Source organism: Paraliobacillus sp. X-1268, from assembly GCF_003426095.1.
In the GTDB taxonomy this organism is placed as follows: Bacteria; Bacillota; Bacilli; order Bacillales; family Amphibacillaceae; genus Paraliobacillus_A; species Paraliobacillus_A zengyii.
Genome location: NZ_QJSK01000004.1, coordinates 29132 through 42547, shown reverse-complemented (window position 1 = coordinate 42547; position 13416 = coordinate 29132). Strand labels below are relative to the sequence as shown.

The following is a 13416-nucleotide window of genomic DNA, read 5'->3' as shown; positions in this document are numbered from 1 at the left end:
ATTTATTTATTTATTTTTTAAAAATTAAGGCGATTTTGTGATCAATGCTAAGAACATTATGTGTGATTGACTTGTACTTAATCTGGATTTGCTGGAGGTAAGGTTGTAACCTGATTTTTATACATAAAGGTTAAAATAGTGGTACAATAACATTTGTTTTTGTTTATCTCTCATGATTAATGATTTGGAGGATATAAGGATGTTCCAGTTTATAAACCACAGAGCAGCAACGCTTTTTCCTGGTTACTTTGCGCTAGTAATGGCAACGGGTGCATTATCAATAGGCACTCATTTACTAGGGTATGTTTTTTTCGCTAATGTCTTACTATATATCAATACAGTTTCTTATATTGTTCTATGGGCTTTGACACTGCTACGTTTGTGTAAATATTCCAAAAAATTATTAAGTGATATAACAAGTCATACTATAGGACCTGGATTCTTTACATTAGTTGCTGGAACATGCGTGTACGGCAGCCAACTAATTGTTGTTGGTAACATTATTGTGATACCTTTGATCCTTTGGTTCATTGCAATTTGTTTGTGGGTGATTGTTATGTATACCTTTTTTACTGCAGTCACAATAAGTAAAGATAAGCCTACTTTAGCCGAAGGTATCAATGGTGCTTGGTTAATTGCTACCGTTGCAACGCAATCGATATCTATACTTGGTACGTTGTTATCACCACACGTTGAAACAGGCAGAGAGGTTATTCTATTCTTTACGTTGTGTATGTATTTTCTCGGGTGTATGCTTTATTTAAATATTATTACATTAATCTTTTATCGCTTTACTTTTTTAGGATTAAAATTTTCAGCATTAACGCCACCATATTGGATTAACATGGGTGCTGTTGCTATTACAACGCTAGCAGGTTCGACGCTTATACTACACCGAGGCTATTGGGAATTGATAGATGTATTTTCATCCTTTTTAAAAGGCTTCACCTTATTTTTCTGGGTTGCAGGTACTTGGTGGGTTCCCTTACTACTCATACTGATGATATGGCGTCATATTTATCATCGCCACCCTTTATCCTATGAGCCACAGTTATGGGGAATGGTGTTTCCATTAGCAATGTATACAACAAGTACATTGCAATTATCAAAGGCACTTGAAGTTGATTTTCTAAGTTTCATTCCGAAGATCACGGTGTTTATAGCTATTATTGCGTGGTCAATTTTATTTTGTGCTCTTATAATAAATCTCTATAAAGGTATAAAAACAGAAGTAGTTTCAATTAAGGTTTAGAATAAGTAAAAGTACATTTAATTAAGCTATAAATCATAAAATCATGTGATTATAGGAGTCAAACGATTAGATGGATATTTTTCCATCTTGGTGCTTGACTCCTTTTTCTTTTCTAAAAGTTAAATGGTATAATTATCAAAAGAAATAATTTAAAAATTAAAGGAGAATTTTATATGAAAAGGGTTGGAATTGTTGGTGGATTAGGTCCAGAATCTACCGTTGATTACTACCAGTCTATCATCGCTAAATACCAAGAACGGATGCAAAGTAAAGAAGTTCTACCTGAAATGTTTATTAATAGCATCAATATGTATCAAGTTTTTGAATTTATTAATAACAAGCAACTAGATGGGTTAACGAACTACCTTGTTGATGCTGTTAAAAAGTTGGACGCCGTGGGGTCTGACTTTGCGATAATCTCGGCAAACACACCTCATATTGTATTTGAAGAAGTCCAAAAACAAATCCCGATTCCAATGATAAGTATTGTTGAGGCCACATATAATAAGACTTTGGAGTTTGGCTTGAAAAATATTGGATTAATCGGAACGAAATACACAATGGAAAATGACTTTTTTAAATCTCCATTTACATCACGGAATAAAAAAGTCACTGTACCAACGGAATCTGAACAGCAATATATCCATGGTAAGATTGTAGCGGAACTGGAAAATGGGATTGTGAATAATGAGACCAAAATAAACTATTTGAACATAATCAAACGGATGAAAGAAGAGGAAGGTATCGAAGGAGTAATTTTGGGCTGTACAGAACTTCCCATGATTATTAAGGGAGAAGATTTGGATATCCCCGTTTTTAATACTACAGAAATTCATGTCAACCGAATTGTAGATACAATTTTTAGATGAGCGATTAGAAAGTAATTTAGTTGAAATCGATTATTTATAATTATTTTTCTAGGGCCTACACCTTTTGATGTAGGCTTTTTGCTATACTAAAATTTTTTAAACATAATTGAAAATGTACTTAGAACTCGAATGAATTTGAGTGATTGAGGCGAATTATCTTATGATCTATTATTATCCAAATAAAACTACACAGTGCTCAATTAATAAAAATCGACAATCGAATAATAAAATGTCGAAACAACACTAAATATCACGTTTTTTCGTTGCGGTGTCAATAATTTGCTTGTATTATACTTGTATATCAATTTTTTTTAGCTGACACCAATATCTACGAAAAATTTTATAGAATTGACCTCTTTCATTATATTTTGGTGTAAGATTGGATACTGCGGGAAATGATACTATTTTTATCCATTTTTGAAAAAAATAAGCAGCTCAAGTACTTAAGAACGTGAGGTGAATGGAGATTATGCAGTATAAGAGAGAGACAGCGTTTCGTTATGCTTTTGAACAACCAATTTCTGCACTATTTAGAATAGAAAACATTAATGGGAATTCCGTAACTACTTCTGCTGGAGAAGCTAAAATAATTGACATAAGTACAGAAGGGGTCAAATTCACTTCAAAATTGAATATACCAGAAACAGACAAGTCGATCCATCTAGTCATATCTTTTGAATTAAATAAGCAAGAAATGAAATTTAAAGGGATAATAGTTTGGAAGAAAAAAAACCATACTACAAATGATTATGGTGTTAATCTAATGATTGAAGAAAATGCTAAAAAAGAGTTAATAGAACAATTGAAAATATATTCAAAAAAAGTAAAAGGTAATATTGATTAAACTTATTCTTAAATTAATTGTTTGATTTATTTGAAATCGAATATTTATAATTATGTTTCTAGAGCCTACACCATTTGATGTAGGCTTTTTGCTATCCTGAATTCTAATTAATTAATATTTTTCGACAAAAAATTTAAAATACCCCCTCAAATAAAAATAATTCCACGTATTAATAGTAGATTCCTAATTTCAATAAAAACAAAGGCAAAACCATTGAAAGGTGGTGACGCTAAGCTAGAGGGACTAAAAGGTAAATATGCCTATGTCAGCCAGTTGCGATAAGTGAAATAGATACGTTTTTTGGCATTATATTATTCGTGTGAGGGAGAGAATTATTTTGAAAATAAAAGACATATGTGCTACCGGTTTTTTGATAGTCGGCGTATTATTTACTAGCAATTCTGTATATGCAGAAGTTGATACGAGTCAATTAAATGAAATTGAGGACTTGAACAATGAGGATGTAATAGAAGATACAGGTTTAACACCAGATAACTTCTTTTACTTTTTAGATAAAGCAGTAGAAAATTTGCAATTACTACTTACAACTGATTCAGAAAAGGAATCGGAGCTTTTACTTCAAATAGTAGCAGAACGTTTATCAGAATCAGAACAAATGGTTGATGAAGAGCAAGAAGAATATATGAGTGAATTAATTGAGGAATATTTAGTTGCATTAGAAAAGGCACAAGAAGAGGTTGCAGAAGTTGTATCCAATGAACAAGTTGAAGAGGATATCAAAGAAACATTAGCAACTGAATTGGAAGACTCCACAACGGTAACAGAGGAAGTAACAGAAACTATAGAAGAAGAAAAGTTAGTAGAATTTGAAGAAAGGCAACAAGAAGCTTATTTAGTAGCAAATGTTGTAAAAGACCTTGATCCCGAAAAGGTTGCGGAATTACGTGCTCAAGAGCTTGGGTTTGGTCAAATTGTTAAAGTGGTCACTTTAGCAGAAGAGAGCGGTAAAACAGAGGAAGAAATTATTGCTTTATTACAAGAAGGTAAAGGATTTGGTGAAATAGCGAAAGAGTTGAATATCCACCCTTCTCAAATCATGAAAAAGGTAATGGCTAAAAAAGAAAAAGAAATGGAGCAATTGCTAGAAGAAGCGAATGCGTCTGGTGATGAAGAGGCAATCTCGAAACTATCTACTTCATTAGCAAACCTTGATATAAAGAAACTAGATTTTAACGTCACATATGATGAATTGACGGTTGAAGATAAAGCGGTTGTGGATGAAACAGAAATAGAAGTAGTTTCTGATGAAACAACACAAGATGAGGCAAACGACACGATAGTTGAAACGATAGAAGAGACTGAAAATGAATTAATAGAGGAAACAACATCAGAGAACACAGAAGAAGTGGTTGAAGATGAGGTAGAAAACGAAAGAAAAGAAGAAACAAACGAATTGTCCAAAGTAGCTACTGAAGTTGCAGAGGCTGAGAAACAGGCAGCTAAAGAAGAAAAAGCAAGATTAAAAGAGTTAGAGAAAGAAGCGAAACAACAAGCAAAAGAAGAAGCTAAAAAAGAGAAAGAAAGACTAAAAGTATTAGAAAAAGAAGCAGCAGAACAAGCGAGAGAAGCCGCAAAAGAAGCAGCAGAGCAAGCGAGAGAAGAGGCAAAAGAAGCGAAAGAGAAATTGAAAGAAGAGAAGAAAGAACAAGCTGATAAAGCTAAAGAGGCAGCAAAAGGAAAACAAAACAAAGAAGACTAAAGGTAAAATGAAGGAGCCCTATTTTAGGGCTCCTTAAGTCTATTATATTGTTCTTATAAGTAAGAAGATTTAGATGATAGATTCAAATATATGAATAGACAAGTTTTGGTTATTTACCTATACATAAAAAAATCGTATGCTTAGAGTTCAAATGACTGATGATTGAGGGGTGAATAGGGTGCATGAAACTGAAGTGAATCACTATATAAAAGCTGCATCAAATGGTGATGACATTGCTAGAGAGAAATTAATTAATCATCATAAACCCTATATTATCAATACAGTTGGACATGTTTGTAAAAGATTTATCACGTGGAGTGATGAAGAGTCTAGTCTAGGATTACTAGCATTTGATCGCGCAATTGACACATATGATAGTTGCGCTAATAAAAGCTTTCTAAATTATGTATATTTACTTATTAAACGAGAGTTAATAGACTACTTTCGTCGAGAAACTAAGCTAAAACATATACCATTAGAAGTAGAATCAATTAATAGTGAGGATTCAGTAACTGTTTATGATGTTGATCATTCTATGGATACGTATCACCAACATCTTCAACAAAGAGAATTAGTGGAAGAAATTCTGGAATTAAGCGAAATCTTAAAACAATTCAACATTGAATTTGAAGAATTGGAAGCATGTTCCCCTACACATCGGAAAACGAAAGCAAACTTGATTACAATTGCGAATGATTTTATTCAAAATCCAGAGTTAGTAGATTTCTTTTTAAAAAAGAAACGTTTTCCTGTTACTAGATTTATAGAAGTGTCTGGTCATCGATTAAAAACGGTTGAGAGACATAGGAAGTATATCGTGGCTTTGGTTGTTGTACGACTGCATCCAGAATGGCGACAACTATCTGCCTATATACAAGTAACATTCGGAAATGAGGGGAAATCATGAGGTCAAACCGGTTTAATGGAGTCGTTATAAAAGTCACTGCACACTATATTACAATCTTGTGTAAGGATGGTAACTTTAAAAACATGCCGCGTTCAAAGAATGAATTTCCACAACTAGGAGATTCATATACTATTAGTGAGAAGCAGTTCCCAAAAGGCGAGATTATCAAGAAATATTTATCCCTTGTAGCTATATTGTTTTTAACAGTTATGAGTTATTATATAAGTACATTTATGACAAAAGATGAATCGTATCTTTTTGCTATAGATATCAATCCAAGTATTGAAATTTACACAGATGCTGACCTTAATGTAACAAAGGTGAATTCCCTAAATGAGGATGGACAACTTGTTATGGATTCCATTGCATACAAATATAAGCAGATTGACATTGTTTTAGAAGAAATAATTACTGCTGCTGTAAAAGGAGATTACTTGAAAAGTGAAAACGCCCAGGTAGATGTAACAGTTGTTTCTTTAACGGAAAAAAATGACGTGGATATCAATAAAGTAAAAGAAACTATTGATCAATCTTTAATTACGAATGCAACAACTGCGACTGTTCAAGTTAAAAATGGCAGTAAAGAACTAGTGGAAGATGCTAGAGAAGCGAATCTATCAATAAATAAGTTACAGTTATATAACCAAGAGATACAAGGAATAGAAGTACAGCCCGAAGAGCTAAGCGATAATTCTATTACTAAAGTTAATGAGGATATTAAGAAGGAACAAATAGATAGTGAAAAAAAGAAAAGTGTTGAAATAGAAAAAGCAAATAAAAATAGTTCAACAAAGATTGAAAAGGCTAAAAATGATATTACTAATAGCCAAATTAAAAGGGAAGATCAACAAGTTAATAAGCCGGACAAAGTAGAGTCTAATAGACAAGATAAATTGACTGAAGCGAAAAAAGAAGAAAAGAAGCCTGTTGAAGTTAACAAACCTAAAACAGAGAAAGTAACTAAGGAAATTAAAAAGAGTGAAAAAGCTAAAGAGAAAAAGGAACAACAAGCTGACAAGAAAGAAATGCAGGTTATAAAGAAGGATAAGACTGAAGTAGATTCAGAGAAAAATACTTTAAAAGTAGAAAAGTCTAACATTGAAAACAGCCCAGAAAAAAAGGGAAAATCTCCTAACTAAGGCATTACAACCGAATGTTATTATAAGACAAAGAAAAGGACGGATAAAAGTTGAAAAAAGGTTTTTATTATGTATTAAAAATGGCTCCAAAGTTTTTTCAAGTAGTTTTAAATGTTTCATTGGTTATTTTAGCTGTTATTCTATGCTCCCTGCTAGTAAAAGAACTGTTTGTTTTTGCAAACGTATTGTTGACTGATGGTACAAACGATTATAAAGTTTTCGTATCTGGGATTCTCGTATTTTTCCTATATTTTGAGTTTATTGCAATGATTGTCAAATACTTTAAAGAGAACTATCACTTTCCTCTCCGATACTTTATGTACATTGGAATTACTGCGATGGTAAGATTGATTATTGTTGATTATGATAAACCATTAGATACTTTAATATATGCGCTTGTTGTGTTAGTTCTTGTCATTGCAAACTTCATTATGCATATGACTCCGCGCGAAAGACCGACCACAACGAAATTGTCTAAAAAAATAAGCAAAGAATAACATCAGTTACACCAGGGAAACCTGGTGTAATGATTAATAGTAAACATCCCACGTACAGATACTTGTAAAAACACCACTAAATAAAATTGTTATTGCAGAAAGTAGAAACGAACTTGACGATAGTAATAGGCTACCTAAGCAAATAATGAAAATATCAAGAATAAAGATAATAATGACAATATTAACTTGAAATCTTGCTGCTAAAAATTGAGCTAGTAAATCGGTTCCGCCCGTACTCGTTTTATAACGTAGCATGATCCCCATTCCTGTTCCTGTAAGAATGCCACCCAAGATCGCACTTAATATAACTGGAATTGGATAGTTAATTGGAAAGAGCTCTGGTAAGGAAGCGAAATAATCGATAGCAAATGATGAAAGTAATAAGCCATGTAAACTACTGATAAAATAATTTTTATTATGAAACAATGCAAAGATAAAAATGGGAAGACTGACACAAATAATAACCAACCCAGCCTTTATGCCTGTTACATATTTGATGATTAATCCAAGTCCGATTACACCACCATCAAATAGTTCAAATGGAACTAAGAAAAAATTAACTCCCACTGCTATGAAAACACTTCCTACTTTCTTTATGAAATACATAGATAACATCATCTCCGACATTTTTGGGACATGTCTATCTATATGTTAATTATCTGTAATTGTTTCCCATAAAAAAAACAACATGTGGGTAACCATGCTGTTAATGATAATAATCTTCTATTTGTTTTTGAATACTAGTAATATTTTGTTTTGAAATTTGTGCAGGTTTCTCATAATTATAAAAATAAACCATATAGCTTTTACCGATCGTTTGGATATATGATACATGACTAAGGTTAATGATAAAAGAGCGATGAGACTGGACAAACTTTTCTGGTAATAATGTTTTAAGTTCCTCTAATGAATCCATTGAAGGGTAAGTATGATTTGTTGTGTGAAGAATGGCTTTTCGACCTTCCTTTTCTATGAATAATATATCTTCAATAATGACATAGAAAAGCGATCGATTAAACTTAATCGGAATTTTTTTGTTTATTTGTTTTGGTGGATTTATTATTCTATCATTTTGCAATCGTTGCTTTGCTTTTTCTAAAGCTTGGAAGATTCGATCCTTTTGTATCGGTTTTAAAATGTAGTCTAGTGCATTAATCTTAAATGCTTCAACTGCAAAATCATCATGTGCTGTCGTAAATATATAGCATAGATTTGGAATTAGTTGCTGACATTGTTTGATTGCATCTACACCTTTTAATTTAGGCATTTCTATATCACATAAAACAAGATCTGGCTTTTCCACCATGACTTTCTCAACTAATTCCTCTCCATCAGCTGCTTCAGCAACTATTACAAAAGAAGGTTGAATAAGCGAAATAAATTTTCTTAATAATCTTCTAGCTTCCTCGTGGTCATCAGCAATAATAACACGATATTTTTGGTCGGTCATTTATACCATCCCTTAATTGAAAGTAAAGTAATTCAATCACTCTTAGTATACTTCAATTAGTTATAGTAAAAAAGGGGTAACTTGTTGGTTTATTTATCCAGAAATAGAATCAAGTAGCCAAGGTGGCTCTGCTTGATTCTATTTCGCTAATCTTCCAGATCAATGTCTAAAATTTCATGTATGGTTTTGGTGAATTCTTTTACATCGATTGGTTTTGTCATATAATCAATAAATCCAGCGTTTCTTGCCTTTTCTAAATCGCTTGCCATTGCATTTGCACTGATAGCAATGACAGGGATTTCTTTTGTTAACGACTTACTTTTTAGTTTCGTTAACACCTGATAGCCATCTATATCTGGTAAGTGAATGTCGAGTAATACTAAATCTGGAGCAATCGTTTCTGCTAAGTCTAATCCCTTTTGGCCGTCAGTTGCGAAAAATAATTCTACGTAAGGAAACTTTATTAGAATGCTTTCGACTAGACGAACGTTAGCCATGTTATCCTCTACATAAAGAATGCGATAGATAGATCCACTTTTATCAGTATTATATGACGTTAAGTCAACTAGTTGATCAATTTGTTCCAAGTTTTCCGTGTCATATATGTGAATTGGTAATTCGATCCAGAAAGTTGTTCCCTTTCCTTTCAAGCTATTGACGTGAATCGTTCCATTTAAGAGTTCGACTAATTGCTTCGCGACTGATAAACCAATACCTGTACCCTCAATATATTTATTTTCTTCATTTAATCTTAAAAATGGTTCGAAAATATAATCTAATTCATCATCATTAATACCTATTCCTGTATCTGTAACACTTATTTCTATTTGTTCGTTTTGTTGTTTAAAATCAATGAAAACAAAACCGTTAACTTTATTATATTTAATTGCATTTGTTATTAAATTTAATAATATTTGTTTTAATCGAGTCCGATCAGCTTTAACAAAAAGTGCGTCATCATTTTGTGTGTTATTTACAATTGTGATGTTTTGTTTCGCGGCAATTGGTGTTGTAATGCCGATCACATCTTGAAGGATCGATGTGATATTTATAGGCTCCATTGAGATAGATAACTTTCCTGATTCAATCTTTGCTAAATCAAGGATGTCGTTAATTAAAGATAATAAGTGATTTCCCGCTTTTAAGATATCGCTAACGTTCTCTTGTTGATCCTCTGTTAAAGGTTCATTGTCATCTAATTCTAAGAGCTGACTAAAACCAATAATAGCATTTAATGGTGTTCTAAGCTCGTGGCTCATACTTGATAAGAATTCGGATTTAGCTAAATTTGCTCGTTCTGCTTGTTCTTTCGCATTTATTAGTGATTTTTCCATTGCTTTAATTTCAGTAATATCGCGAGCAGATAAAGATACATTCTCAAATGTATTTTGTTCGTCTACAATGATTGGAGACATTCTTCCTTGTAACCAAGTACCACCTTCTCCTTCAGGTGCTGGAACGAATAGTTCCAACACAGTTGCATTTCCTGTGCTGAAAACTTCTTCTAAGTTATTAGAGAACATTTTCAGATCAGCCCCTGATAAAATGGCGGAAACAGAGAGTCCAATTAACTGATCTTTTGGTAGAAATAACTTTGATTCATCACTCAACCATACATTTAAGAATGTACCATGCTCGTCCAATATAAAAATTACATCTTCAATCGAATTAACAAGGGAGCGCAAATCTGATTCGCGTTGTCTTAACTCTGCCTCAGCTACAAGTAAAGCATCATTTTTAATACCTAATTGATCTCCCATTTCAACAATTGCATCAGCAGTTTCTTGGATTTCTATAACTTTTATAGCTTTTGTGGATTGATAGTAGTTCCCTTTCCCAATATCTTTTGCCATCGTATTAATCTGAATAAGTGGTGAATGAATGGTATTGCTCATTTTATGAGATTGTTTATAAATGTATATGAAGAACAAAAGGTAAAAGAAGACAAGTCCAGCAAACATATATATACCTACATGTGCTAATTCCACACTCAACTGATCAAAGTCGGAAAATACATTCGTTAAGGGAACAAATACTATTAATTTCCAATTCGTATCATCAATAGATGTCCAAGAGACAAAATGTTGTTTATTAGCTAATTGTAATGAAGTAGTTCCACTGCCACTCTGGTTCATTTTTGATGTTAGTTGGGCAAGTTCTGTTTGATTATTTATATTGAATTCTTCAGGTTTAAACGTATTTTCCTCAATGGCTTCCTGATAAGTATGGTCATCCAAGTTAACAATAGGAAATGTTTCTTCCCCTTGTTCAGGCATCGCTAAGATCGTTCCATCATCGCTTACTAACAGGCCATTACCGCCCCAAGGTAATTCTATATCTAATATTTGGTTGACTATCGTATTGAGGGTTATATTAATCCCGACAACAGCTTCTAACTTATTATCGTTATAAACAGGTGCAATAGCAGAGGTCATCCAATCGCTACTCGCTGGATCTAAATAGGCCTCAGTCCAAATTAATTCTTCATTGGGATTATGTTCTTTGTCTGCTTCATAGAAAAAATTATAAGAAGGAATGTCCATTAACGGAGAATACTGATCAATGACATTAAAATAAGGGTACCTAACATTTAACGAATCATAGGTATTTATATAAATGGCATTTGCAAGTGGTTGGGAATGATAAATATCCTTCATCACGTCTTCAACAGCTAAAAGTTTATGTACTTTTAGCTCCTCTTTTTCACCAATAGGAACAATACCACTATAGAAAATAGCAGCCCCATCTTGATTAGTGTTTGTTTCCGTATAGAGGGCACCATCACCAGTGGTTTGTAGACGGCTTTCATTCTCAGGCTTTATTACAACATCAGTATTGGTTTGTTGAAAGGCTCTTTTTACTTGTTGTTTATATAGTTCCGTTGCATTCGCAACGCCATTTAACTGATTTTGGATTGAGGTGGCTTCGTTTTCTGCATATTCTAGAAGTTCTTCTTGTGTTTCCAATTCAAAAAAATCTCGTGTTTCACTATAGGCATAACCATTCACAAAAAAATAGATACCAATGAACACTAATTCTACTAATACGAGAGGAATTAGTGCAGTTTTTAAAAAGGTACGCAAAATCCATTTAGATAATGGTTTACCATTACCTTTTTTATCCATAATCAACACTATCACCATCCATTAGATAAAAGCTAAAGTAGTTTTCTAAATCAAGTATACTAGATTTTAATGTAAACTGGCCTATTTTTCAAAAGAATTAAAGTGGTAAATAAATCTATCAACTACTTAACTAACTTGATAGCTGTTATGATCGCCTTTCTTGATTTCCGTAAAGTAATCATTATAGAAACAAGTAGGTTTTTGTATGAGAAGAGAGGAAGATAAGCCTCTGTTTTCGATCTCTTCTTTAAGAAGTGCAATGAATTCATTGGAGCATTTAGCACTATAAGATTTTTGGTATGCTTCTATTAAAAGTTCATTACTCAATTGTTTAATTGGATTAGAATATTTCATTTGTATTTCTCCTTTCGGTGTTGTCGAGTGATAGATAGGTAAATAGTTGTGTTATAACTCTATAGTAGATCAAATAGCCCTATTAATAAAACTTATTCATGCAGATATTTGCACCATACATGCAGAAAAATGTCATATCCAGACGAAAACTTTGACTGAATATGTCGATACAGTCATGAATTTTTAATTAAGTTTTTATTAATTTTATGCGACAAATAGATACAAATTTGATTTGTGTGTAAAAAAAAGAGGAGGTTATATAATAGGAAGGCCTACGAAAAAGGAAATACACTACGCTTTCTGAGCGAACGGGATTTCCGTGATTTTAATAAGAATTAAAAGAAATTACAATAATCTTAAGCAGGAATATTTATCAACTGCAACGTAACCGCCATGTTGATTTTCGCTTCGGCCAGTCGCTTTCCGCGGGCAAGTCTTTTCGATGGGTCGAGTAATCGCAGACCCAACGCTTCAACTTCCTCGGAAGCAAAAAGCGCTTCCTGCGGGATTTTCAGCTGTTGCTTTTCCCGCAGGAGTCGACTGTCCTACGCTACAATCAATCAGCATAACGTGAACAACTGTCATAAGCACAATAAAAATTCTGACCAGTAGACGATATATCACTTTTAACACCTATCCAGCGGAGCAGTGAAATGGGTGAGACTCCTGTGGGAACAGCGCGAGCTGAAGATCCACTCGGAAAGCGATTTATGCTTATCCGAGTTAGCTGAAGCCGTGCCCACGGAAAGCGAGCCCATTTCACTGTGGAGCGGGTAAGGTCTTCTGTTATGTCGCTGTTTCTATCTATTGTGAGGTTAAAAAGATTTGATTTTCAAATGAGTAAATCATTTCATTAGTATGATTATTTAACTTCAATTAAAGTTAAATAAAAGTCTCCAATGTTACCCTTTTTATATAAATTAGTTATCGATGTAGAGTAGTTCTCGATTGTTCCGATAAATGTTAGATTTTTTTCTGGAATGTTCACATCGAAACTGCCTTTATATAGTAAAGTAGTTACATCATGATACTCTTCATGGCTTACCTTAAAATGAACCGTGATCCTCAGATGACCAGTTTCTGTGTTGTTTTCCTGATAATCAACTAAGGTAATTGATCTGTTATCTAAAATAAGTTTTGTAACCAAAGAATCATTCCTTTTTGTTTGATTTATGAATTGCCCTTATTCTACATGTATTTTATCTTTAATCCTAACAAAACAAGTTAGAAGATAGTAAAAAACGTTCTTCTCAATTTAT

General features: G+C 33.0%; 12 protein-coding genes, 1 pseudogene and 1 riboswitch. Of the genes and pseudogenes, 8 read left to right on the top strand and 5 right to left on the bottom strand.

Annotation, left to right across the window (positions count from 1 at the left end; translation table 11 throughout):
- The first annotated feature begins 199 nt into the window (after nucleotides 1-199).
- The 8 genes and pseudogenes from D2K62_RS07850 to psiE all read left to right on the top strand — a co-directional run bounded on the left by D2K62_RS07850 (nucleotide 200) and on the right by psiE (nucleotide 7228).
- Complete coding sequence (locus D2K62_RS07850; protein WP_232827982.1) at nucleotides 200-1252, top strand: tellurite resistance/C4-dicarboxylate transporter family protein; 1053 nt, start codon at nucleotides 200-202, stop codon at nucleotides 1250-1252.
- Between the two features lie 173 nt (nucleotides 1253-1425).
- On the top strand, nucleotides 1426-2121 hold the full coding sequence (locus tag D2K62_RS07845; RefSeq protein ID WP_112182023.1) for an aspartate/glutamate racemase family protein: 696 nt from the start codon (nucleotides 1426-1428) through the stop codon (nucleotides 2119-2121).
- Between the two features lie 469 nt (nucleotides 2122-2590).
- Complete coding sequence (locus tag D2K62_RS07840; RefSeq protein WP_157967335.1) at nucleotides 2591-2965, top strand: PilZ domain-containing protein; 375 nt, start codon at nucleotides 2591-2593, stop codon at nucleotides 2963-2965.
- Between the two features lie 193 nt (nucleotides 2966-3158).
- Nucleotides 3159-3246, top strand: a riboswitch (cyclic di-GMP riboswitch).
- Nucleotides 3247-3302: 56 nt separating this feature from the next.
- Nucleotides 3303-4685: a DUF5667 domain-containing protein gene (locus D2K62_RS07835; RefSeq protein ID WP_112182021.1), complete on the top strand. Its 1383-nt coding sequence runs from the start codon at nucleotides 3303-3305 to the stop codon at nucleotides 4683-4685.
- A 178-nt stretch (nucleotides 4686-4863) separates the two neighbouring features.
- Nucleotides 4864-5592 (top strand): sigma factor, encoded by a 729-nt coding sequence (locus tag D2K62_RS07830; protein WP_157967334.1) that lies wholly within the window; start codon nucleotides 4864-4866, stop codon nucleotides 5590-5592.
- A pseudogene (locus tag D2K62_RS19535) lies at nucleotides 5589-5714 on the top strand (anti-sigma factor domain-containing protein); the annotation flags it as partial. The gene D2K62_RS07830 and the pseudogene D2K62_RS19535, both read left to right, overlap by 4 nt.
- A 111-nt stretch (nucleotides 5715-5825) precedes the next feature.
- Complete coding sequence (locus tag D2K62_RS07825; RefSeq protein WP_157967866.1) at nucleotides 5826-6731, top strand: anti-sigma-I factor RsgI family protein; 906 nt, start codon at nucleotides 5826-5828, stop codon at nucleotides 6729-6731.
- A 50-nt stretch (nucleotides 6732-6781) separates the two neighbouring features.
- Nucleotides 6782-7228 carry a phosphate-starvation-inducible protein PsiE gene (gene psiE / locus D2K62_RS07820; protein WP_369974643.1) on the top strand — a complete coding sequence of 149 codons (447 nt, stop codon included), beginning with the start codon at nucleotides 6782-6784 and terminating at the stop codon, nucleotides 7226-7228.
- A gap of 33 nt (nucleotides 7229-7261) precedes the next feature.
- Here psiE and D2K62_RS07815 read toward each other — a convergent pair whose 3' ends face one another.
- The 5 genes from D2K62_RS07815 to D2K62_RS07795 all read right to left on the bottom strand — a co-directional run bounded on the left by D2K62_RS07815 (nucleotide 7262) and on the right by D2K62_RS07795 (nucleotide 13304).
- Entirely contained in the window at nucleotides 7262-7834 is a 573-nt protein-coding gene (locus tag D2K62_RS07815; RefSeq protein ID WP_112182018.1) for a YitT family protein, read from the bottom strand.
- Nucleotides 7835-7934: 100 nt separating this feature from the next.
- Complete coding sequence (locus D2K62_RS07810) at nucleotides 7935-8678, bottom strand: LytR/AlgR family response regulator transcription factor (RefSeq protein WP_112182017.1); 744 nt, start codon at nucleotides 8676-8678, stop codon at nucleotides 7935-7937.
- A gap of 146 nt (nucleotides 8679-8824) precedes the next feature.
- The gene (locus D2K62_RS07805; protein WP_162632666.1) at nucleotides 8825-11803 is read right to left on the bottom strand and encodes an ATP-binding protein; all 2979 of its coding nucleotides are present in this window, start codon (nucleotides 11801-11803) and stop codon (nucleotides 8825-8827) included.
- 126 nt (nucleotides 11804-11929) lie between these two features.
- Entirely contained in the window at nucleotides 11930-12157 is a 228-nt protein-coding gene (gene sda / locus D2K62_RS07800) for a sporulation histidine kinase inhibitor Sda (protein ID WP_232824131.1), read from the bottom strand.
- A gap of 862 nt (nucleotides 12158-13019) precedes the next feature.
- Entirely contained in the window at nucleotides 13020-13304 is a 285-nt protein-coding gene (locus D2K62_RS07795) for a DUF3219 family protein (protein WP_112182015.1), read from the bottom strand.
- Nucleotides 13305-13416 lie beyond the last annotated feature (112 nt).